The organism is Actinoplanes sp. CA-015351 (genome assembly GCF_050955685.1).
Classification (GTDB): Bacteria; Actinomycetota; Actinomycetes; order Mycobacteriales; family Micromonosporaceae; genus Actinoplanes.
On the sequence record NZ_CP192102.1, the window covers coordinates 1519220 to 1542242 of the forward strand.

Annotated in this window: 15 protein-coding genes; 7 read left to right on the top strand and 8 right to left on the bottom strand. The window is 69.4% G+C overall.

Annotated features, from left to right (window positions below):
- The first annotated feature begins 8 nt into the window (after nt 1-8).
- On the top strand, nt 9-2156 hold the full coding sequence (locus ACQP2E_RS07055; RefSeq protein ID WP_433829064.1) for an esterase-like activity of phytase family protein: 2148 nt from the start codon (nt 9-11) through the stop codon (nt 2154-2156).
- Between the two features lie 76 nt (nt 2157-2232).
- Nucleotides 2233-2868 carry a YdcF family protein gene (locus ACQP2E_RS07060; RefSeq protein WP_433829066.1) on the top strand — a complete coding sequence of 212 codons (636 nt, stop codon included), beginning with the start codon at nt 2233-2235 and terminating at the stop codon, nt 2866-2868.
- A gap of 337 nt (nt 2869-3205) precedes the next feature.
- Here the strand turns inward: ACQP2E_RS07060 and glnA are convergent, their stop codons facing one another.
- Nucleotides 3206-4630, bottom strand: a complete 1425-nt coding sequence (glnA, locus tag ACQP2E_RS07065) for a type I glutamate--ammonia ligase (RefSeq protein WP_111648905.1) — start codon at nt 4628-4630, stop codon at nt 3206-3208.
- Between the two features lie 191 nt (nt 4631-4821).
- Here glnA and ACQP2E_RS07070 point away from each other — a divergent pair, with 191 nt between their 5' ends.
- On the top strand, nt 4822-5217 hold the full coding sequence (locus tag ACQP2E_RS07070) for an RDD family protein (protein WP_433829068.1): 396 nt from the start codon (nt 4822-4824) through the stop codon (nt 5215-5217).
- A 528-nt stretch (nt 5218-5745) separates the two neighbouring features.
- On the opposite strand, the gene ACQP2E_RS07075 is transcribed toward ACQP2E_RS07070, so the two are convergent.
- Complete coding sequence (locus ACQP2E_RS07075) at nt 5746-6381, bottom strand: hypothetical protein (RefSeq protein WP_433829070.1); 636 nt, start codon at nt 6379-6381, stop codon at nt 5746-5748.
- 1579 nt (nt 6382-7960) lie between these two features.
- Nucleotides 7961-8935 (bottom strand): hypothetical protein, encoded by a 975-nt coding sequence (locus tag ACQP2E_RS07080; protein ID WP_433829072.1) that lies wholly within the window; start codon nt 8933-8935, stop codon nt 7961-7963.
- A 154-nt stretch (nt 8936-9089) separates the two neighbouring features.
- Between ACQP2E_RS07080 and ACQP2E_RS07085 the strand changes: the two genes are divergently transcribed.
- From ACQP2E_RS07085 to ACQP2E_RS07095, 3 genes are all read left to right on the top strand, one after another.
- Nucleotides 9090-9437 (top strand): WXG100 family type VII secretion target, encoded by a 348-nt coding sequence (locus ACQP2E_RS07085; protein WP_111648900.1) that lies wholly within the window; start codon nt 9090-9092, stop codon nt 9435-9437.
- Between the two features lie 31 nt (nt 9438-9468).
- Complete coding sequence (locus tag ACQP2E_RS07090; protein ID WP_111648899.1) at nt 9469-9753, top strand: WXG100 family type VII secretion target; 285 nt, start codon at nt 9469-9471, stop codon at nt 9751-9753.
- A 158-nt stretch (nt 9754-9911) separates the two neighbouring features.
- Complete coding sequence (locus ACQP2E_RS07095) at nt 9912-11264, top strand: S8 family serine peptidase (protein ID WP_433829075.1); 1353 nt, start codon at nt 9912-9914, stop codon at nt 11262-11264.
- Between the two features lie 284 nt (nt 11265-11548).
- Here the strand turns inward: ACQP2E_RS07095 and eccB are convergent, their stop codons facing one another.
- Complete coding sequence (eccB, locus tag ACQP2E_RS07100; RefSeq protein WP_433829077.1) at nt 11549-12913, bottom strand: type VII secretion protein EccB; 1365 nt, start codon at nt 12911-12913, stop codon at nt 11549-11551.
- A 4-nt stretch (nt 12914-12917) separates the two neighbouring features.
- Nucleotides 12918-14300, bottom strand: coding sequence for a type VII secretion integral membrane protein EccD (gene eccD / locus ACQP2E_RS07105; RefSeq protein WP_433829079.1), 1383 nt, complete (start codon nt 14298-14300; stop codon nt 12918-12920).
- A gap of 126 nt (nt 14301-14426) precedes the next feature.
- Between eccD and eccCa the strand changes: the two genes are divergently transcribed.
- Nucleotides 14427-18365, top strand: a complete 3939-nt coding sequence (gene eccCa, locus ACQP2E_RS07110) for a type VII secretion protein EccCa (RefSeq protein ID WP_433829081.1) — start codon at nt 14427-14429, stop codon at nt 18363-18365.
- Here eccCa and ACQP2E_RS07115 read toward each other — a convergent pair.
- The 3 genes from ACQP2E_RS07115 to ACQP2E_RS07125 form a co-directional block, all read right to left on the bottom strand.
- On the bottom strand, nt 18362-19009 hold the full coding sequence (locus tag ACQP2E_RS07115; protein ID WP_433829083.1) for a hypothetical protein: 648 nt from the start codon (nt 19007-19009) through the stop codon (nt 18362-18364). The genes eccCa and ACQP2E_RS07115 overlap by 4 nt on opposite strands.
- Before the next feature lie 317 nt (nt 19010-19326).
- Complete coding sequence (locus ACQP2E_RS07120) at nt 19327-20499, bottom strand: type VII secretion protein EccE (RefSeq protein ID WP_433829085.1); 1173 nt, start codon at nt 20497-20499, stop codon at nt 19327-19329.
- A gap of 44 nt (nt 20500-20543) precedes the next feature.
- Entirely contained in the window at nt 20544-22262 is a 1719-nt protein-coding gene (locus ACQP2E_RS07125) for a right-handed parallel beta-helix repeat-containing protein (RefSeq protein WP_433829087.1), read from the bottom strand.
- Between the last annotated feature and the right edge of the window lie 761 nt (nt 22263-23023).

A 23023-nucleotide genomic window follows, 5' to 3' on the forward strand; every position in this document is an offset into this window, starting at 1 on the left:
CAGAGGCCATGTCCATTCGCCGTACCACCTCGGCGGTTGTCTCCGTCGTGGCCTTGGCTGCCGTCGGCAGCGTGCCCACCGCGGCGGCCGCGCACGGTTATGCCAACACATTCCAGCGCCTTTCCACGTTCCCCGCATACCTGAACTCGTCGATCGACGACACGGCGGCTGCCGAGATCTCGACCGTCACCGAGGACGGCCGCACGGTCGTCTACACCGACAGCCCCGGCAAGCGCCTCGGCTTCGTCGACATCAGCAACCCGTCGCGCCCGGTCCCGGCGGGCACGCTTGCCGTCGGCGGCGAGCCCACCTCGGTCGCCCACCTGGGCCGTCTGCTGCTGGCCGGTGTCAACACCCGGACCAGCTTCACCGACCCGTCCGGCAAGCTCGTGGTGATCGACTCGTCGTCCCGGGCCGTGGTCCGGGAAATCGACCTGGGCGGACAGCCCGACTCGGTCGCCGTCGCCCCGAGCGGCCGGTACATCGCCGTCGCGATCGAGAACGAGCGCGACGAGGACGTCAACGACGGCGCGATCCCGCAGGCGCCGGCCGGCTGGCTCTCCGTGATCGACGTGGCGACCTGGAAGGTCACCAAGGTCTCGCTGGAAGGTCTCTCGGCGGTTGCGCCGACCGACCCGGAGCCCGAGTACGTCAGCATCAACTCGCGTGACGAGGCCGTCGTGTCTCTGCAGGAGAACAACCATCTCGCGGTGGTCTCCCTGCGTACCAAAAAGGTCGTTTCTGATTTTTCCGCGGGAACCGTCACGGTTGACGGTGTCGATGTTCTGGACGACGACAACATCTCGCTCGACGGCTCGATCACCGCGAAGCGGGAGCCGGACGGCGTCGCCTGGATCAACGACGACCTCTTCGCCACCGCGAACGAGGGCGACTACGAGGGCGGCTCGCGCGGCTGGACGATCTTCAGCAAGAAGACCGGCACTGTCGTCTGGGATGCCGGCAACACGCTGGAGCACATCGCCGTCGAGCACGGCCAGTACCCGGACAAGCGCTCGGACGCCAAGGGTATCGAGGTGGAGAATGTGGCGTTCGCCCGGATGGGCGGCGTTCCGTACATCTTCGTGAACTCGGAGCGGGGCAACTTCACCGCGGCGTACGACGTCTCCAAGCCGTCCGCCCCGAAGTTCAAGCAGCTGATGCCGACCACGAACGCCCCCGAGGGTGTCGTCGCCGTGCCGTCCCGCGGCCTGGTCGTCGTCTCCAGCGAGGAGGAGGACCCGTCGATCGGCATCCGCGGCGGCATCCAGATCTTCAAGCTGGGCGTGCCGGGATCGGACACGCAGGTGTCGTCGGTTTCTTCAGGTGCTTCCCGGAATCCGATTCCGTGGGGTGCGCTTTCCGCGCTCTCCCCGGTGCCGGGCAGCCGTGACAAGCTCGTGTCGGTGACCGACTCGGTCTACACCCCGACCCGGATCCTGACGCTGTCGACCGACGGCGTCATCTCCAAGCAGCTCACCGTCACCAAGGACGGCGCGCCCGTCGGATATGACGCCGAGGGCATCGTCGCTCGCAAGCAGGGCGGTTACTGGCTCTCCGTCGAGGGTTCGTCTTCCGGGCCGAACTTGATCGTCCGGCTGAACAAGCTCGGACAGGTGCAGGAGGAGATTCCGCTCTCCGCCGACGTGGCCGCCGCGATCACCAGCAACGGCCTCGAAGGTGTTGCCGAGGTGGGCAAATACGTCTGGGTGGCCGTCCAGCGCGCCATCAAGGGCGACCCGGCGAACACGGCCCGGATCGGCCGATACGACACAGTGACCAAGACCTGGTCGTGGCTGCTGTACCCGCTCGACACCGCCCCGACGGGTTGGGTCGGCCTGTCCGAGCTGGTGGCTGTCGACGCGAACACGTTCGCAGTGATCGAGCGCGACAACCAGCGGGGCACGCTGGCCGCGGTCAAGAAGATCTACACGTTCGACGTCCCGGCGGCGTGGACGGGTACGGATGTCCCGGTTGTCGCCAAGAAGCTGCGCAAGGACCTGCTGCCGCTGCTGCAGGCCGGTGGCGGCTGGGTTCAGGACAAGGTCGAGGGCTTGGCGGTGGCCGGCGACGGTCGCACCTACGCCGTGACCGACAACGACGGCCTCGACGACTCGACGGGCGAGACGGTTCTCTTGAACCTGGGTCGCCTGCTCTGAGGTCCGTCCGATAGTTCTGCTGCTTTTCTGACCCGGTGCTGATCTTCTGATCAGCACCGGGTCGCATGCTGTACGGGTGACGTTGGAAGTGTTGCCGGGGACGCCGAGGCTGGAGCTTGCCCAGGTGAGGCACGTGCTGGTGCCCGGACGGGGCCGCAATTACGACGGCACCGGGCTGAACCCGGAAGGCGAGGCCCGCTGCCGCCTCGCCGTAGAGTTGGCCGTGCCCGGCCGGATCGTCTGCTCCGGATACAAGTCCCCGATCGACCACAAGGGCCCGGCCTGGACTTCTCCGGAGGGCGAGGTCTTCCAAGGCATCCCCGAGGCTGATCTGATGCGGTCATGGCTTGTGGAGGCCGGGGTGCCGCCAGAGGCCATCGGCGTTGAACGCCACTCGGTCGACACTGTCTCCAATCTGCTCCGCTCCGAGCACGAGGGCCACTTCGGCGACGGCCAGCCGGTTGCCATCGTCGCCCAGCGCGGCCACCTGCGCCGGATTCTGTCGGTGATCGCCCCGCGCGTCCTGCGGCGGCCGTACCTCGGGGTGGTGGTGCCGGGTGAGCCTCGGGAAAGTCCGCTGGCCGCACCGGTGAGCTGGCTGGTCGGGGCGGCCTTACCGGGAGACCCCGCAGCCGCGATAGCCAAAGCCGAGCGCCGGTCCAGGCTCCTGTGGCGCACAGCCGAACGCCTCGGTAAGCGGGACTATTACTGAGCCGCGCCGGTCAGCCCTGTTCCACGGTGAGAGTGACGGCGCCGTCGGGTTCATCGATCCAGCCGACAACGATGCCGGTGGAGAACATGTGGCCGCCCATCGGGTACCGAAACGGCGCGCCGACAACCTGCTCGCGGGTGTACTCACGCGCGAATTCCGGCTTCTTGCGAATTCCGGCTTCATGCGAATTCCGGCTTCATGCGCATTTCTTAGCGGAGCAGGTTCGCCTTCGTCATGCCGGATAGGTACTGCCGCATCCGCGGAGATTCGGTAATAGCGAACGGCGGTCACTCCCGGCCGAAGCCGGGGGTGACCGCCGTTTACCGCGATTCGCGGATCAGACGTTGTAGTACATCTCGAACTCGTGCGGGGTCGGGCGCAGGCGGACCGGGTCGATCTCGTTGGCGCGCTTGTAGTCGATCCACGTCGAGATCAGGTCGTCGGTGAAGACGCCACCGGCGGTCAGGTACTCGTGGTCGGACTCGAGCGACGTGAGCACGCCGTCGAGGGAGCCCGGCACCTGCTTGACGGTGCCCCACTCCTCCGGCGGGAGGTCGTAGAGGTCCTTGTCGATCGGAGCCGGCGGCTCGATCTTGTTCTTGATGCCATCCAGGCCGGCCATCATCTGCGCCGAGAAGGACAGGTACGGGTTGCCCGACGGGTCCGGCACGCGGAACTCGACACGCTTCGCCTTCGGGTTGCTGCCCGTCACCGGGATGCGGGTGCAGGCGGAGCGGTTGCGCTGCGAGTAGACCAGGTTGACCGGGGCCTCGTAGCCCGGCACGAGGCGCCGGTACGAGTTGACGGTCGGGTTGGTGAACGCGAGCAGCGACGGCGCGTGGTGCAGCAGGCCACCGATGTACCAGCGGGCCATGTCGGACAGGCCGGCGTAACCGGTCTCGTCGTAGAACAGCGGCTCGCCGCCGAGCCAGAGGCTCTGGTGGGTGTGCATGCCGGAGCCGTTGTCACCGAAGAGCGGCTTCGGCATGAACGTCGCCGTCTTGCCGTGCTCCCAGGCGGTGTTCTTGATGATGTACTTGAAGAGCTGCATCTGGTCGCCGGCGTGCAGCAGGGTCGAGAACTTGTAGTTGATCTCGGCCTGGCCCGCGGTGCCGACCTCGTGGTGCGAACGCTCGACGGTGAAGCCGGTGTCGATCAGGCGACGAACCATGGCGTCACGCAGGTCGGAGTAGTGGTCGACCGGGGAGACCGGGAAGTAGCCGCCCTTGAACGCGGTCTTGTAACCGCGGTTGCCGCCCTCTTCCTCACGGCCGGAGTTCCACGCGCCCTCGATCGAGTCGATGTAGTAGAACGCCTGGTGCGCGGAGGTCTCGTGCCGGATCGAGTCGAAGATGTAGAACTCGGCCTCAGCGCCGAAGAAGGCGGTGTCGGCGATTCCACTGGCGGCGAGGTACGCCTCGGCCTTCTTGGCCACGTTCCGCGGGTCACGCGAGTAGGCCTCGCGGGTGAACGGGTCGTGGATGAAGAAGTTCAGCGCCAGAGTCTTCTGGATGCGGAACGGGTCGATGAACGCGGTCGCGACGTCCGGCAGAAGCATCATGTCGGACTCGTGGATGGCCTGGAAGCCGCGGATCGAGGATCCGTCGAAGGCGAGGCCGTCGGTTACAACACTGTCGTCGAACGACTCCACCGGGATGTTGAAGTGCTGCATAACACCCGGCAGGTCACAGAAACGTACGTCGACGAACTTGACGTCCTCGTCTTTGAGGTATCGCAGGAGTTCCTCGGGATTGGCGAACACACGTCCTCCTGGCACAGTTTTCCGATACCGGGCGGCATGGGCCGCCACCTGGCAAGGCTGGTCGCGACGTTATGGGTACGCGGTTGCCCCGGCGTATCCCTATTGTTTCTGCCGTGTTACGGACTGAGTCGGCAAGGCACGGCAAGAGCGCGCGCTGATCATCCGGACACTATCGCGTACGCTCGGAAGACGTGGCTGCTTCCGTCAACGAATCCCCCGTGACACCTGCTGGCCTGGCGCCTGCCGGCCTGGGCCCGCGACTGGCGGCGATCGTCGTCGACTGGGTGCTCTGCCTGTTGATCGCGAGCATCTTTGCCAGCCCGGCCGAGGTGGCCTGGCCGCCGGTTCTGATCCTGGTCGTGGCGAACACCTTCTTCCTCGGACTTTTCGGCCAGACGCCGGGAATGCGGCTCGCCCGCATCCGCTGCGCGTCGTATCCAGATGGGGGTGTGATCGGCCTGCGCCGCGGGCTGATCCGCGGCGTGCTGCTCGGCCTCTTCATCCCCGCGATGATCATGGATGGTCAAGGTCGCGGCCTGCACGATCGTGCCGCGGGTTCCATCGTGGCAGGAGTTCCACGGGGCTGACAATCCGCGGGCCATGACAATGATTGATGGCGGCCACAAGCAAAATTTATTGGCCGTCGCGATCGTCCTCGGGCAACGCTGGGGCGGACGAATTCCCGACCACGCCGCCACCCGGCGTCCGCACCCCGAAGGCTTGCTCATGCGTGACCAGATCACCGGTCTCCCGCACCGGCACAGGCTCCCCTCCGAATCGTCGCCTGCCCAGCTCAGGAGCGACAGCCCTGTCCGGCCGCGTGACCGCCGGGCTGCGCAGTCCCCGCGGTCCCTCCTCCGGACGCGCCCGCTCGGGCGCACCGATGACACCGGGCCGCGCCTGAGCCCGAGTCTCCTCGTCGAGCCAGTCCGACCAGGCCGAGTTCCGCTCCCGCCCTGAGGCAGGAGCCGTTTGAGCATCCGGCGCGGCAGGCGAGACCGGCCGGTTGAGCACCGGAGGGGCAGTCCCGGGCCGGTTTCCCACGCCACGGGCTGCGCCCGGGCGCGTCTCCTCCGCACTGCCGGGCTGCCACTCACGCTCCCCGGCGGGATTCCTCAGAACGGGCGAGGTGGCCGCCGGCCGACCTGCGTCGCCCACTCCAGGCCGTCCACCTTGAGGAGCTTGCGAGGGTACGGACGAAGCACCGCGCTGCCCACTCCGGCCACCCGGGGGCGGAACCGGTCCAGCAGGCGCCCCGCCAGATCGGCCAGGTCCCCCGGGCGGCGCACCGTGTCCACCAGGTCCGCGGGCCCCACCAGGTTCGGCAGGTCCACCAGGTCCGACGGTCCCGCTACGACCCTGGCCGATTCCACCGGGCGGGAGCCCTCCGCCGGGCAGCCCAGGCCGCCCGGCAGATCCGCCTGACGGGAGTCCAGGCCGACCGGCAGATCCGCCCGGCGGGAGTCCAGGCCGACCGGCACCGGGCGTGCCCGGAGTGCCGGGGCGTCCGCTGCCCGGCGTGCCCGGCGTGCCTGGCGTGCCGGGCTGCCCAATGCCCGCAGCTCCGGTGCGTCCGGCGCCGGGCGGGGTTCCGGGGCGGCTGCCGCTGGGTGAGCCGGGACGGCCGGTGCCGGGGGCTCCTGGAACGACGACGGGACGGCCGGTGCCAGGCGTGCCTGGCGTGGTGCCGGGGCGTCCGATTCCGGGGGTGCCGGGGCGGGCCGGCTGGGGTTGGACTGGAGTGGTGGCACGAGTGCCGGGGCGGGCGGTCGGTGGCGTGACCGGCAAGGGCGGCTGGTTGGGGCGTCGGATCTCGCGGCCGGTCGGAGGCAGGGGCGTGGGTGTGGGTCCTCCAGTTGGGCGGCGGAGGGATCGGCCGGGCGGCGGTGCGCTGCCGGGCGGAGGCAAGGTGCCGGGCGTCGGCAGGGCGCCAGGGGCACGGCCGGGGCGGCCGAATTGGCCGGGTAGCGGCGGGCGGAACGTCCCGGGCGGCAGCGTCCCTGGCGGGAAGGCGCCCGGGGGAGCGACTTGACCTGGGGGGAGAACGTTCGGCGGGACGGTTCCGGGTGTGGCGCCGGGCGGCAGCGTCCCAGGCGGAAATGTCCCGGGAGGTGTGACGCCGGGCGGCGGGATCGGGGTTCCCGGGGGAAGTCCCCCAGGACTCGGGAACTGGCCGCCGGGCGGGAGATTGCCAGGTCCGGGCAGGCCGCCGGGAGGGAGCGTGCCAGGGGGAACTACGCCGGGCGGCACTACTCCGGGCGGTACTACGCCGGGCGGAGTGACACCCGGCGGGGTGAGGCCAGGCGGGGATACGCCCGGGGGGTTGAGACCCGGCGGGGTCACGCCGGGCGGGGTCAGCCCTGGGGGCGTGAGTCCTGGCGGGACCAGGCCTGGGGGCGTGAGGCCGGGGGGCGTCACTCCCGGGGGGTTCAGGCCGGGCGGGTTCAGGCCCGGGGGATTGAGGTTGGGCGGGTTCAGGCCCGGCTGATTCTGGCCCGGCTGATTCTGGCCCGGTTGATTCTGGCCGGGCTGGTTGTTGGAGACCGGGTCGGTGATGAAACCCGGGTTGTTCTGGCCGATGCCGGGCAGGCCGCCCGGCGTGCCGGCAGGAGGGAGGGCAGAGGGTTGGCTGAGTACGGCGTTCATCGGCTGGACCGGGGGTCCGACGCCGCTGGAGACCACGGCGATGTAATCGAAGAACTGGTTGCCATAACGCTGGGCCAGGGTCTGTGCCTCGCGACGGTACCTTTCGCGGATCTCGGTCTGGTCCTCTTCGATCTCCTCGGCGCGGGCTGCGTTCCAGCTCACGCCGCTGGTGAGGAAAGAGCCCAGGTTCTCGCCGAAGCTGACGTTCTGCGCCTCGCGCAGCTCGCGCTCATACCGGAGGAGGAGCTGGTCCAGGTCGCGGCGGGCGTCCAGCGAGACGTTGACCAAGTGGCGCAGGGCGGTGATGTTGTTCTGGGCAGCGTCCATCCAGACGTCCAGATAGGTCAGAGCCTCGCCGGGACCACGACGCAGGAATGCGTCACGGGCAGCCGGCGACTTCCAGTGCTCGTCCTGGAGCACGGTGCTTTGCTGCACCACGAAATTCCGTACGTCGGCCATGAACGACCAGGCGTTCTGCCACTGGTCGGCCAGCGCCGCCATCTGTTCCGGGTGCAGGTTCCGGATCTTGACAGAGACCGCCTCGACGGTGAGCGGGTTGCCCGCTCCGGGCGGCGACGTGAACGGGATCCGCGACGGCGGATGCGTGCCGTAATGCAACTGCCCGCTGTAGGGGCTGTACCCGTAATTCGGATCGGCGGTGGCTCCCCAGTACTCGCCCATGACTCAGCCGTTCACGTGTGGGCCGGATGTACGCGTGCCGGTCGACACCCGGTTCGTCTCCTCGAGCAGGCCACTCTCATCGGGCCGGTACGTGCTCGTGGTGCTCTCCCGTGTCACCGGATCAACCTTTTCCGTGGTCAGGCTTGTGGTTCGGCCCTCGGCGTCGACTGTTTCGGTGGACTGCTCGGTGACGCTCGTTCCGTCGTACCGTGTCTTTGTCTCGGTGGTGGCAGTGAGCTTGCCGTCCGCGGCGAAGGTCTCCACCGTCGTGGTCCGGACCGGGCCGTCGACGCGGGCCGATGTGCGTGTGCTGGAGGCGGAGACCGTCTCGCCGTTACGGTCGACGATCGTGGTGGTGGCCGTCGTGACGCCGCCCGGAGCGGTCACTGTGGACACCTCGCGACGTTCGCCGTTCGGGCCGGTCGACGTCTGGTTGGTCTGATACGCCGAGACCGGGGTGATCGGGCCCTGTTGCCAGAGCGCGCTGTCCGCGGGCGGAGGTGCGGCGGTGCCCGCCATCTGCTGTTCGAGATACGTGGCGCCGAGGTTCTCCGGCAGGCCGGCAGGGCGGGGCACGCTCTTGTCGCCGAAGGCGAAGAGCACGTCGTTCAACGAGGCCGCGGACACCGCGTCGCCGGATCGATAGCTTTCGGCGATCGTTTGCGCGGCGTTCGCCACGTTGCCCAGCGACTCGGCGAGCTTGCTCAGGTACGACCCGAGTTCTGCGGCGTTCGCCTGCAGACCGGCACGGACCGCGTCCGCCTCACCCAGCACGTCGCCGTTGAAGGCGGTGGCCGGCATGTCGGTCAGCGGGGTGAGATATCCGGAACGTGCTGCCATGTCGGCTTGCTGACTCGAGAGGAGCCGCGCGTACTCACGGAGGCCGTCGAGATCGACGTCCACGGCAGGACCGCCGCGCAGCCACGGCGCCGTTGCGTTCGCCGAGGTCTGCTCCGGATAGGGGTTCTCGGTACCCATCACGCCTCCCCGTATTAATCATGATCACTGTCGCTTGCCGTGATCGGGTGACGCTGGAGAGTACGCACTCTTCCGGGAACCGGTTCGAACCGAGTCAGTCCGGAAGGCGTACGGGAGGGCATAACCCACTTTCGAGAGGCTGGGGAGAAAGGCAATGGCAGGTATCGGGCAGGTCCACGCCACACAGGAACAGCTCACCGCGATGGCGAACCGGTGCGGTGACACCGGACAGAACATCTCGCAGGGCATGAACAGGGTGATGGGTCAGATCCAGGCCCTGAGCGGCGGTGCCTTCGCCGGCACCGCGAACAACGCGCTCCAGGACGTCTCCGTGCAGCTCAACGACGGACTGTCGAAGATCATGAGCGCTCTCGACGAACTGGCGGGCAAGATGTCCGCCGCGTCCACTACGTACGGCGTGAACGACGAAGAGGCCGCGCAGGCAATCCGCGGGGCCGCCGCCGGCACCGACAGTTCCGTCGTCAGCATCCTTCGCGGCTGAGTGCACGCGACCGAGACCGGGGAGATCAACAATGAACATCACCTACAACTTCGGCCAGATCACCGAGACGTCGTCGTCGATCAACGCTTTCCAGAACCAGATGGACCAGCAGCTGAACGACCTGTACACGGCGTTCACCCAGCTCTTCGCCGCGGACTGGACCGGCTCGGCCGGCACCGCCTGCGACGAGGCCCGGCAGAAGTGGAACCAGGGCGCCACCGAGATCAAGGCCGCGCTGGCCGGCGTCGGCGTCCGACTGGGCACGTCGGCCGAGCGGATGCAGCAGGTCGATCAGCAGATCGCCGCCAACATGTGATTTCCGTGCAGACGGATGACCGGCCGCCGGTGCCGAGCCGGCGGCCGGTCCGTCTCAAGAGCCTTCCGGCCGGTTGCTACCGCGAGGATCGGCTCGGAACTGGATGAGACAGCAGTGGTGGCCAGCCGGTTCTGGACAGCGTTTCGGAGGGAGTCGTCATGAGGCACGTGGCATTTGTTGCCGTCGCCGTTCTGGTGGGTGTGCTCGCGCCTGCTCCTGCCTTCGCGGCTCCTGGCGTGAACTGCGCGGAACCTGGTGAGAACGAGATCGTCGCTTCCTGGGCACGCTCGGCGTTGCGGGCCACCACGATCGGCACTGTCGCTGATGGGACCGGGGCGCGGGTTGCGATTCTGTCCACCGGCGTGGACGCGGGGCAGCCGCAGCTGCGGCAACGCGTCTTCAATGGAGTGGACACCGTGGACGGCGGCTTGGCGAACCAGGACTGCACCGGGACCGGAACCCAGGTCGCGGGCGTGGTCGCCGGCCGGGCAGGCGGCGGCGCTGCGGACCACAGCGGCGCGGACAACAGCGGTGCGGACGGCGGCGGTGCTGCAGGTAACAGCGGTGCGGGCAACAGCGGCGCAGGCGGCGGCGGGGTGAGTGACGGCGGCGGGGACAGTGGCGCGGGTGGGTTGGCGCCTAATTCACGCATCCTGCCAATCCGGGTGCAACTCGACGATCCTGCCGGTTCTGAGCCCGACCCGGACGCTATCGCTGTCGGTTTGAATCAGGCGGTCAGCAACGGGGCTGACGTCGCGGTTGTCGTCAGTCCTGTCTACGAGGACGATCCGGATCTCGAGGCGGCCGTTGCTGCCGCGATCGACCAGGGCGTTGTCGTTGTCGCGGCCGTCGGTGATCTGGGTGGTGCTGACGAGGGGAATCCGACTCCGTACCCGGCGGCGTACCGGGACGTGATCGGTGTCGGCGCGATCGACCAGAACGGTCGGATCTGGCCTGACTCGCAGCGCGGTGACTTCGTGGATCTCGTCGCGCCGGGTGTTGCCGTTCCGGTGTTGCAGACCGGGCGGGGTTTCGTCGAGGTGAGTGGGACCGGTGTGGCGGCCGGGTTCGTCGGTGCTGCCGCAGCACTGCTTCACGACCGGAAACCGGACCTCAGTGCCCGGGCCGTGGGACGGCTGCTTGCCGGAACAGCCGCGCCGGCGCCGTCGGGGCCTGCTTTCGGAGCAGGAGTGGTCGACCCGTATGCCGCGATCACCGGTCAACTGGCGCCGGCGAAAGATCGCGCGCTGCCGGCGGTCGAGCCCGCGCCGCTGCCGGACACCACAGCTGAAAAACAGCGGAGGACGTACGCGCTGGTCGGGGCACTGTTCGCGGGAATCCTCGCGGTGGCGGTCGCCGTCGCGGCAGCAGCGATGCGACGTAGCCGCCGACAGCAGTGGCGCCCAGCGATGGCGTCACCCCCGCCGGCGCGCGACGAGCCCCTGGAACCCGGCCCACCGGTAATGCTTCTCGACGAACGCATCCAACCCGCCGAAGCGGGACGCCGCTAGCCCAACTCCAGCCGCCTATGCCTGGCGCCGCTGTCCTGCCTGAGCACGGCGTTGTTGTCGTGGCCAAGCCTGGGGTCGCTCGCCGACGGTTAGCCCGTCGGAGCATGGCATGGCGACTGGCCTGGAGTGCAACCGCCACCAAGGACGGGCGGCGGTGAAACACCAAGGACGGGCGGCGGTGAAAACACCAAGGACGGGCGGCGGTGAAAAGGCCGGCGGGCGATGCCTGCGGGAGCGGTTGGTTGACCTGGGTTGGGCTCTGAGGACGGCCGCTGTGGGGCTGGTCAGTTGGCGCTTGGGGGTGCTGGAATCAGGGCCTTGGCCGGATCCAGGGTCACCCCCTCCGGGATTGTGTTGAGCAGCTGGGTCGGGATGCTGGTCGCGTCCTCTGGGCGATAACCCAGTAGTGCTGCGACATCCGGGTCCGACAAGGCGTGGCGTACCCCGGAATCGGTTATCAGCTGGAGGCCGCCTGCGGCCTTGACCAGCTCGAAGCGTCCGGCGGGGACCTGGACCGCGTCGGCGAGGGTGCGTCCGTCCTGGCTGGCGCTGCCTGTCGGCACGGCTGCTGACAGGGCAGCCACCGGCACCGCCGTCGTCACCTCCGGGGGCGCGGCGGCGTCTCGGGTTATCGCGCATGCTGCCTGGTTCTGGCCGATGGCGGCCAGAGTGGGTACCGCAGCCGGACCCGCGGCGGCAGGGTCGGTGGCTTGGTCCAGGTTTTGCACCGGGAAGCCGGACAGGTCGTTGACCGAGATCTCCTGCGGGTCGCCCGGTGATGCGGCTTCCAGGACTGCCTGCTGCAGGGCGGTGATCGGGGCCAGCCGGTCGTTCAGCACCAGGTAGAACTGGCGGCCGCTGGCTGTTTCGGTGAAGAGCACGTCGCCGTTGTCGAAGCCTTCGACGGCGTCCGAATTGTCGCCTCGGCCGTTGACGTCGACGGGTGCGATGTCGGCGCCGGCCGGCATGGTGTTCAGCCATGAAACCGGCACCGGGGTGGGCTGGGCCGCGCCGAACAGCGCCGGGACGGTGACCCGGGCGTTGCGGATCAGGTGTTTGCGGCCTTGCCAGATCAGGTTGACGCCGCCCGCCGGATCGCCGGCGACCAGCAACGCACGGTCGCCGAGCGGGTCACCGGCGGGCCCGGCGGACGCGACAAGCAGCACCGACGCGGCCTCCGCCCCAGGTGCGGCGCACATCGTCCACGGCAGACGGACCTGTTGTTTCGGGTCCGGCAGCGAGGCCGGGGCGCCGGCTATCCCGATCGTCACGCCGCGCGGCACATCGGTAAGTGACTTCGCGGAAACCCGGTAGACGCGAGGATTCGGCCGGCCCGCTGCGAGTTTCGCCGAGGTGAAGTTCAGTGTCGGGTTCAGCCGGTTGTTCAAGTAGACGAAGCTGGCGCCGGTCTCCCGCTCGACCACCACGGAGCCGTCGGTCTGCCACTGGTCCGGGCCGGTGCGGGTGAGCACGCCGTAGATGCCGAAACCCGCTGCGATCAGGACGGCGACCATCAGCCCGCCGAAGAGCGCGCCGATGCCCCGCCGCAGCGGTGACTGGGCCGGATCGGTCTCGCGCATCACGAACGCCGAGATCACTCGCTGGTTCATGAACTGGTACGACTGGAGTTGATCGCGACGGGACGTCACGGCCTCACCCGCCGATCGAGGCGAACAGCCCCCGGATGCCGTCGAAGACCCCGATCACCGCGAAGGCCAGCGGGATCAACGCCATGATCGCCACGACGTCGAGGATGTCGGCGGCGCGGCCGAGGTAGGGCGACGGCGGGCGGCGGCTGTAGATGAGGGCCGCCGGCAGTGCGATCGCCGCGACCGCGAGAGCACCGGCGAGCAGCACCAGACCAGGAACGGCGCCGGTGAGCACCGGCCCGGCTCCGAGACCGGCCAGGCCGGCGAAACCGGCGACCAGCAGCGGCACCCGCTGTGTCGGGGTGGGCAGCAGCCGGGCCCGCAGCAGCAGGGCGGACACGGCGGCGACCATGAGGAGCACCGCCGAGATGCCGGGGTCGTTCAGCGCCAGGTACGTCATCGCCACGAAGCTGGACAGGGCCGCTGCGAGCAGCAGGCCGCTGAGCACCTCACCGGACCGGACCACTGCGGTGAAGACGTCCTCGCGGCGGGGGACCGGCTTGTCCTTGAGGATCTCCTCGGCCCGGTTCGGCAACTCGGGGAAGGGCAGCCGGCCGAGCCAGCCGGCCAGCACCGGGTACGCCGGAAGCAGCCCGATAGCCGCCGTCAAAGCCACCGCAGCCGAGCCGTCGGCGGAGACACCGGCCAACGCGAGTGCAGCCGCGATCAGGCCGGTCAGCCCGGCCGCCGTGCCCGCCACGAAGAGCCGGGTCAGCCCGGCGACCCCGACATGGCCGAGGACGCTGAGCACCAGGAGGACAGATGAGCCGAGCAGCAGACCGGGCGCGTCGATCGACGGGGCGGACAGCAGCCAGGCGCCGCCGAGAAACGCGTACGGAAGGCCGGAAGCCGCAACGATCGCGCCCGCGCCGGCGTCGCTGAACGCGCGGGAGAGCAGGATGCCGGAGACCGTCAGGGCCAGTGCCACGCCGAGAGCCACGACCGCGGTGACCACCCACGGTGGACCGTCCAGGGCGAGGCCGGCGACGCCGAGCAGCAGTGCGCCAGCGGTGACGGCCAGCCCGCATCGGCGGGTGGCGCGCTCGCTCCAGGTCCGCCCGGCGCGACGGGAACCGCTGGCGATCACTTCGACCACGTCGTCGTACGCCAGCTCGGGCCAGTCCTCCCGGGCCGGGCTCAGATGCAGGAGCTCGCCGTCACGCACGCCCTGAGCAGCGAGATTGCGGCCCGGCTCAAGAACGGTCCCGGTGGCCCGGCGCAGCACCCAGCCACCGGCGAAATCGGCCGGCTCGCCGGGTGAGGCGTGCCGCAGCAGGTGGGGCAGCAACTCGGCGACGAGCATGTTGTCCGGCAGCGCCAGATCCATGCGGCGGGTCGGTGCGGCGATGGTCACCCGGGCGAGGCTCGGCCCTCCCGGAGCGGTCATGATCACCTCCTGCGTTCCTGCGCGCACTCAACGTAGCAGGATCCACCGACACGAATGAGGGAGGAGCGCGGCGATCACAGAGGACGGATAGGATTGATGCGATCCGTTACCAACGGGGAGCCCAGTGTGACCGTCACGATCATCAAGCGCCCGCCGCGCAGACCCGCGCCCGCCATGCCCGCAGGTGAGGTCCTGCTGGATCCGCCGCCCGAGGTTCCGCAGCCCACCGGCAAGGCGTGGACCAGGATGATGATGATCCTGCCGATGGGTGCCGGCGCTGCCGCGATGGCCCTGATGATGGGCGCGCAGCGCGGTGGTCCGATCACCTACGTGGCCGGCGCGATGTACGGCGTCTCGATGCTCGGCATGATGGCGATGATGGCCACCAACACGGGCGGCCCGGGCAAACGCGAGATGATCGAGGCCCGCCGGCAGTACCTGCGGCACCTCTCCCAGCTGCGGGCCCAGCTGCGCGACACCATCCGGCAGCAGCGTGAGGCGTTGTATTACCGCAATCCCGACCCGGACACGCTGTGGAGCCTCCCGGACAGCGGCCGGCTCTGGGAACGCCGGCGTGCTGATGCCGACTTCACCGTGATCCGGGTAGCGGTCGGCCCGCAGGAGGTGGCGACCCGTCTGGTGCCGCCGGCGACCCGGCCGGTCGACGAGCTGGAGCCGCTCTGCGCGACGGCGTTGCGGCGGTTCGTCAACGCGTACTCGGTGGTCCCCGACCTGCCGGTCTCGGTGTCGCTGCGCGACTTCTCGCACATCTACCTGCGAGGGGATGGCCCCGGAAAGAACGATCTCGCCCGCGCGCTGATCGCCCAGATGGCCGTCTTCCACGCACCTGACGACCTCCGGATCGGCGTCTGCGTGCCGGACGACCGGCGGGCCGGCTGGGAGTGGGCGAAATGGCTGCCGCACTCGCAGCACCCGGGCAAGACCGACGCGGTCGGCCCGGTACGCCTGGTCGCCCCGAGCATCCCGGCCCTGGAGGCGATGCTCGACGACGTGCTGGTCAACCGTCCTCGCTTCGACCCGGGTGTGACACCCGGCGGCGCACACGTCGTGGTGGTCATCGACGGTGGCTCGACCGCCGGATCCGACCATCTGATGACCGAGGGCGGCGTTGCCGGGGTGACCCTGATCGACCTGTCCGTGCCGCCGCCCCGGTTGCTCGACGACAGCTCGGTGGTCCTCGAGATCGCACCCGACGGCACGATCACCGGGACCACCATGGACGGTCCGGCCGAGGTGGGCCGGGCCGACGCGCTCGGCGCCGAGCAGGCCGAGGTTCTGGCCCGCGAGCTGGCCCCGCTCCGGCTGTCCGCCGCGTCGTTCGCCGACCAGCCCGCGGTGAACCAGGACATGGGTCTCGCGGAGCTGCTGGAGGTCGGTGATCCGTACGCCATCGATCTTTCTGATCTGTGGGCGAGCCGGCCGAACCGGGACCGGCTGCGGGTGCCGATCGGCGTCGGGCTGGACGGCCGGGCGATCGAGCTCGACCTGAAGGAATCGGCGCAGGACGGGATGGGTCCGCACGGCCTGCTGGTCGGCGCGACCGGCTCCGGCAAGTCCGAGCTGCTGCGCACGCTGGTGATCGCGCTCGGCCTGACGCACAGCCCGGAGATCCTCAACTTCGTGCTTGTCGACTTCAAGGGCGGCGCCACGTTCGCCTCGCTGGACCGGCTGCCGCACACCGCCGCGATGATCACGAACCTGGAAGGTGAGCTGTCACTTGTCGACCGGATGCTCGGCGCGATCTCCGGCGAGCTGACCCGGCGGCAGGAGCTGCTGCGCAAGGCCGGCAACTACGCCTCGCAGCGTGATTACGAGCGGGCCCGCTCGGCCGGTGTGCCGCTCGCGCCGCTGCCCAGCCTGCTCTTCATCGTCGACGAGTTCTCCGAGCTGCTCAGCGCGCGGCCCGACTTCATCGACATGTTCGTCCAGATCGGACGGGTCGGCCGCTCGCTCGGCATCCATCTGCTGCTCGCCTCACAGAAGCTGGAGGAGGGTCGGCTGCGCGGGCTGGAGTCGCACCTCTCTTATCGGATCGGGCTTCGGACTTTCTCGTCGATGGAGAGCCGGGCGGTCCTCGGCGCGCCCGATGCCTATGAGCTGCCCCGCTCGCCCGGCCACGGATATCTGCGCACCGGCACCGAAGGGCTGATCAGGCTCAAGGCGGCGTATGTCTCCGGCCCGGTCCGCCGGGACGGCGCCCCTGTCGCCGGCGGAGTCAGAGCAGGAAACCCGATCCGGGATTTCTCCACGTTCTACACCGCACCGCTGCAAAAGCCTGCGGAAGAGGAACAACCCGAGCAAGAAGACGAAACGATGACCGGCGACACCCTGCTCGAAGTGCTCGTCCGGCAGATGGAAGGCAACGGCACCCCGGCGCATGAGGTGTGGCTGCCACCGCTCGACGTGGCGCCCACCCTCGGCCAGATGCTGCCGCCCACGATCACCCTGCCGGAGCGAGGGCTGGCCGTCGACGTGGCCGACCGGTTCGGATCACTGCACGCGCTCGGCGGGGTCGTCGACAAGCCGTTCGAGCAGCGCCGCGACCCACTCTGGCTGGACCTCTCCGGCGCGGCCGGCAACGTGGTCGTGGTCGGTTCCGCACAGTCCGGGAAATCCAACCTCCTGCGTACGCTCATCGTCTCTCTTGCCTTGACCCACACCCCGCGTGAGGTGCAGTTCTACGGTCTTGACTTCGGTGGCGGGCCGCTCGGCGCGCTCACCGATCTGCCGCACGTCGGCGGGGTGGCGACCCGGCGCGACGTGGATCGGGTACGCCGGACGATCGCCGAACTGCACGGCCTGATGCGGGCCCGCGAGGAGCTGTTCGCCCGGGAGAACGTGGAGGGCGCGGCGGCGTACCGGCGGGCCAAGGTGCAGGGCGGGTTCGCCGAGGATCCGTTCGGTGACGTCTTCCTCGTGGTCGACGGGTGGTCGACGCTGCGCGGCGAGTTCGAGGACCTGGAGCCGATGGTTCACGAGATCGCCAACCGCGGTCTCGGTTTCGGGATACACATCCTGGCCGCGACGAACCGCTGGATGGACGTCCGGCCGCAGATCCGCGATGTCTTCGGCACCCGGATCGAGCTGCGGCTCGGCGAACCCAGCGACTCGGCGATCAACCGGCGTGAAGCAGTGAACGTGCCGGAGTCCGCGCCGGGACGCGGCCTCACCCCGGACGGTTACCACTTCCTCGCCGCGCTGCCCCGCATCGACCGGGAACAACGCAACGAGGATCTCGCCGCCGCGGTCGCCGAGCTGGTCAAGCTCTCGATCAAGCAGTGGCCCGGCACTCCGGCGCCTCGGGTGCGCCTGCTTCCGGCGGAGCTTCCGTACGAAAGTCTGCCGCCCGCCGAGGGTGAGAAGATCCCGATCGGTGTGGCCGAGGCCGACCTCCAGCCGGTCTGGCTCGACTTCGACAACGAGCCGCACGCGCTGCTCTTCGGCGACGTCGAGTCCGGCAAGAGTTCGTTCCTGCGCGGCCTCGCCAAGTCGATCGCGGCGAGCCACACCCCGGCGCAGGCCCGGATCCTCCTGGTCGACCTGCGGCGCAGCCTGCTCGGCTGCATCCCGGCCGAGCACACCCTCGGGTACGGAACGTCCGCCCAGGTCACCACCGACCTGATCAACCAGGTGGCGGTGGCGATGCGCGAACGGCTGCCCGGTCCGGACGTGACACCGGAGATGCTGGCCAGTCGCAGCTGGTGGAAGGGCCCGCGGCTGTACGTGCTGATCGACGACTACGACCTGGTCGGTCAGGCGGCGCTTCAGCCGCTCATCGAGTTCCTGCCGCAGGCCCGGGACATCGGCTTGCACGTGGTCGTCACCCGGCGGGTCGGCGGGGCGAGCCGGGCGCTGTTCGAGCCGATGATCGGCCGGATCCGGGAGCTGGCGTCGCCGGGCATCGTGATGTCCGGACCGCGCGAGGAGGGTCCGCTGTTCGGCACGTTGAAACCGCAGCCCCTGCCGCCGGGACGGGCCTGGATGGTGACCCGCAAACATGGCGCCCGGCTGGTCCAGCTGGCCTGGACGCCACCTAGCCGCTAGCGCCTCGGCATCCCCACGTATTGCTGCTCCAGCGGCGTCTGGTTCAGGAAGACGAACCGGTCCGGGCCGTTTCCGGTCACCGCGATCATGTCGTCGGTCATGAACTGGAGCAGCTGCCCGTTCTGCTGGTCCAGCCGCAGCGACGCTGCCGCGAGGGTGGCCTCGTCGCCGCCGAGCCTCTGCAACAGGGTCAGGCCGGCTTCCTGCAGCGCCGCGACGCCCGGCCGGTCCAGTTGCCGTAGCACGGTGAGCTGCGTCGACCACGGTCCGAGCGGCGGTGCGGCGGCCGGTCCGGTAACGCCCAGGTCGTAAACGATCAGCGACGGCGTCTGCGCGGTGCCGGGCGGCAGGCTGCTCGGTTCGCCGCCGAGGACGGTGAGCCGGTTGTACTGCCCGGTGGCCCGCTCGCCGAACCCGGACCAGGCCCGTTGCTCGGTGGTCACCACGATCGCACGGGCGCCTACTGCGAACGCTCGGAAGATCAAAAGCTGCGCGGCCCACGCGCCACCGACCAGAGCGACGCGCTCCGGCCTCGGCGAGAAGAGCTTCAGGGGTACGGGAATCTGCTGCTGATTGCGCCCGAGGAGCAGCCCGGCGCCGGTGGCCGGGGTGACGGTGATCCGGCGCAGGCCGGCCCGGGGCATCGAGTGCCAGCCGATCCGCAGGCGTGATGTTCGGCCGGACGGTCCGGTGGGGTCATCGTGTTTGTCGGGTTTGTGGGGGTCGTCAGGTGGGCGGCGAGGAGCTGTCGGGCGGGCCAGGGGTGCCGTGGTCACCAGGGGGGCTGAAGCGCGGGCGGTGGGTGTCTGCTGCCCCGTGAGGGCGGAGGGGTGCGATGCCGTTGCAGGCTGGTGGCCGGTCGGCCTTTGGGTGGGGACGGCGGGTTGTTCGGGCGTACCGAATTCGTTCGTGCGAAATGGGGAGCTGTCGCGAGGCGACTGGCTGGCGCCGGGAGGGGTTGTCATCCGGCGCCACCTCCGGTGGGAGCCGTCGCGTAGGTCGCGGGGCCATGCTCGCCGTCGAGCGGGCGAAGCTCGCCGCCGGCCCGGCGAACACCCGCGAGAAGGACCCGGTCGAGGGCGTCGAGGTCGGCATCGGGCCTGGTGGCGAGGCGGATGAACGCGCGGACCGCCACGTCGTCGCCGGTCGGGTCGAGGATCAGTGCGACGGTGGTCTGCGCGGCTGGCGCGGTCGCGGCCCAGGCGAAGAGCGGTCCGATCTCAGTGACCGAATTCGGCCAGGTCTCCAGCCAGTAGGTCCGGTGGATCAGACGGCCGGAGCGCCAGTGGGTCCAGCTTTCGGCAACGCCGGAGCCGTCCGCTTTGCCTGTTTCGGCCAGTGCGGCGGGTTCGACGTCGCAGGAGCGGGCCAGAAGTTCCAGCAGTTCCTCGGCGACGAGGACGCGGCCGGGAATACCGAGGCGGCGCAGCGCGGTCGCGGTCTTGCGGGTCAGCGCGGCGGTCAGAGCAGCCGCCGAGGTGAGGTCGGCGGTGTGATCGAGAACGGACTCGGCGAGGGCTTTGGCGTCGAGCCGGACGCTGATCGAGGACTCCCGGTGGGCGGGGGTCGGCGTGGAGCCCAGCAGCTGGCGATAGGAGGCGCCGGCCGGTGAGGCCGGCGGGAGGTCGGTGCTGGGGGCCGGCACCGTGTGGGTGACAAGCTCCAGGATCACGCCGGGCTGATCGGTAGCGGTCATGGTGCTGACCAGAGCTTCGAGCGGGACCGGAGCTTGTGGATCGAGGGCGACGACGCCGAACCAGCCGGCTTCGTCGCGGGCGATGCCGGTTTCCTCGTGCGGGCTTTTTCCGGATATGTCGGTGACTGTCAGGCCGGGCGCGATCGTCCGGAGAGCGGCCAGAACCGGACCTTCGTCGGCCTGGCGGCGTGCGGCGCGGCGGCGGCGATGATCGCGGGTGAGCGCGTGGTGTTCCAGCCACCAGCGGTTCTGCCGGCGGGTGAGGGCTGCGGCCAGCAGACCGGCCGCCAGCACCGTGGCGACCAGGGCGGGAACGACGCCCTGCGTGGCGGCGGCGATGACGGCGAAGAGGGCGACCTCGGCGATCAAAATCTGACTCAAGGACAGCGAACCGAGGTGGCCGCGCCGGGCGACGGCCCGGACCGTATCGTCTGCCACACCCTCTCCCTACGATCCGTAGTGGACACATCCTATCCGGGTAGTCATGATCGTCGGGCGGCCGCTCGCAGGTCGTCGAGCATCAGCGTCCGTAGATCGTCGCGGCTCGGCATCCGGCCCATCGCCCGCAGCCGCCCCGATTGGGCTTTGCGCATGCCTTCGAGCAGCTTGCGGGCCTCGCGGGCGTTGCCGAAGTTGCGATTTCGCTCCAGGCTGGAGAAGTGTTCGTGCAGGGCGGTCGGCAGCCCGGCCGCGAAGATGTAGTCGTCGTTGCGCGCGATCCGGTCGGCGATCATCACGAGTTCGTCGGGGCCGTAGTTCTCGAATTCAAGGGTCTTGGCGAACCGGGACGCCAGACCCGAGTTGGCGTCCAGAAAGTCCGACATTTCCGTCGTGTACCCGGCCACGATCACCGCGACCTGGTCCCGGTGGTCCTCCATCAGCTTCACCAGCGTGTCGATCGCTTCCTGACCAAAATCGGCCGCCGCCCCTCCGGCCCGGGCGAGCGTGTACGCCTCGTCGATGAACAGCACCCCGCCCATCGCCGCCTCGAACACCGACGTCGCCTTCTCCGCGGTGTGACCGATGTACTGTCCGACCAGGTCACGCCGGGACACCTCGCGGAACTGGCCGAGCGGCAGCACGCCGAGCGCTTTCAGCAGCTGGCCGTAGATCCGGGCGACAGTCGTCTTGCCGGTGCCCGGAGCGCCCGTGAAGATCAGGTGGTGGCTGACCGCGCCGACGCTCAGCCCGGCGCCGCGCCGCCACTCGTTCACCTGGATCTCGTCGATCAAGGAACGGACCTCGTCCTTCACCCCGTCGAGACCGATCATCGAATCCAGTTCGGACAGCAGTCGATCCACCTCGGCGTCGTCCTGTGCGGTGGTCGTGGCCCGGGTCAGGCCACCGCTACCGGTCAGATCGACGGTGGCGGTCGCCTTCTCGTCGACGTACACGGCCGGCTCGGCGGTCTGCTCCACCCGGCATTTCTCGATCGTCGCGGTGCAGCCCGGCCCGACGACGATGCCCGAACCGATCGTCTGATGCACCCAGGTCTCGACGATCCGCGGCGAGCTGCCGTGCGCTGCGACGATGCCGGCGTCACCGGTGCCGGAGATGTCGCAGCGCTCGATGACCGGCCGTCCGGACTGGTAGATGTAGATGCCTCGATAGCCACAATCGGCCACGGTGGTGCCTCTGATGGTGGGATCCGCACCGAGCCGGACGATCACCCCGTCGTCAGAGATCCCTCTGATCTCACTGGACTCGACGGTGCCGCCCGCGTCGGAGAAGACGAACCCGTACTGCGCGCGCAGAACCCTGATCTCATCGGCCTCGACGGTGGCTCCGTCACTCGCTTGCACCCCGGCGCCGTAACCCGCGTTGATCTCGCTTCTTCTGATCGTGAGATGTCCGCTTTTGACCACAGCAGCGGGGTAGTCGCCCGATGTGAGGTCGACCCCCTCGACGACGACCGCGCCCCCGGTGACCTCAAGCGCCGGGCCGTCGAGCTCGGACGCGTCGATCAGCACATCACCGGTGCCGTGGCCGGTGCCGTTGTCCTTGCCGTTGTCTTTGCCGTTGTCCTTGCCGTTGTCTTTGCCGTTGTCTTCGGCCGCCCGCAGCGTCAGCCGCCGCCCGATGATCTCGAGCCGCTCCCGGTAGACGCCGGGCGCGATCATGACGACCGCCCCGTCCGGCGCGATCTCCAGAGCATCGCGCAAGGTCGGATAACTACCGGGGACCGCCAGGGTGCTGACCACGAGCGGAACTCCTTCATGCGTCCGGTTGATCACCGTCCGGTTGCGACTCCGCACGGGGCGTAAGCCGAGGCTATCGCCCCGGACCGATCATGGAGGCCCCCGTCGATATCTCACCCTCTCCATTTTGTACGCGTCAACGAGGCCGGCAAGTGCGACTACACCTCCCGGACTACACCGCGACCTGGCTGCCACGCACGGCCGCAGCGCGAGCATCCGGCCAAGCGCACCCGCGGCGATAGGGACTATGAGCGGACGCCCTCCGCCGCGAGCATCCCACCCCGCGCCGCCCCGCCCGCGCCGTCCCGCCCGCGCCGTCCCGCCCCGCCCCGCCCGCGCCGTCCCGCCTAGTGCCGTGCCGCCTCGTGCCGCCTCGTGCCGTGCCGCCTCGTGCCGCCTCGTGCCGTGCCGCCTCGTGCCGCCCCGCCTCGTGCCGTGTGCCGTGCCGCCCCGCCCCGCCCCGTGCTGTGCTGCCCCGCGCCGTGCCGCCCCGCTCCGCTCGGCCTGGATCTTGTGGACTTCCCCGCTGACGTGTCCGCGCAACTCCGCAAGATCGAACAGGCCCAGCCGATCTTGTGGAGTTACGCGCAAACGGTTCGACGAAATCCACAAGATCTGGGAGGCACCGCGTTCACGACGTCGAAACGGTGAGACACCGCGTTGGGCGAACCTTGGAGACCGGTTGGGACACGACAGTGCCCGGAACAGGGCCCAGAACACCCACGAGTTTCCAAGATCCGGCACTGTTCACCTGCTGTGGTGGC

Bases quoted from the DNA above. Each gene is read 5' to 3' on its own strand.
- ACQP2E_RS07055 (WP_433829064.1), top strand. From the start codon at position 9: ATGTCCATTCGCCGTACCACCTCGGCGGTTGTCTCCGTCGTGGCCTTG.
- ACQP2E_RS07080 (WP_433829072.1), bottom strand. From the start codon at position 8,935: ATGGGTACCGAGAACCCCTATCCGGAGCAGACCTCGGCGAACGCAACG.
- ACQP2E_RS07085 (WP_111648900.1), top strand. From the start codon at position 9,090: ATGGCAGGTATCGGGCAGGTCCACGCCACACAGGAACAGCTCACCGCG.
- ACQP2E_RS07090 (WP_111648899.1), top strand. From the start codon at position 9,469: ATGAACATCACCTACAACTTCGGCCAGATCACCGAGACGTCGTCGTCG.
- ACQP2E_RS07095 (WP_433829075.1), top strand. From the start codon at position 9,912: ATGAGGCACGTGGCATTTGTTGCCGTCGCCGTTCTGGTGGGTGTGCTC.
- eccD (WP_433829079.1), bottom strand. From the start codon at position 14,300: ATGACCGCTCCGGGAGGGCCGAGCCTCGCCCGGGTGACCATCGCCGCA.
- ACQP2E_RS07115 (WP_433829083.1), bottom strand. From the start codon at position 19,009: ATGCCCCGGGCCGGCCTGCGCCGGATCACCGTCACCCCGGCCACCGGC.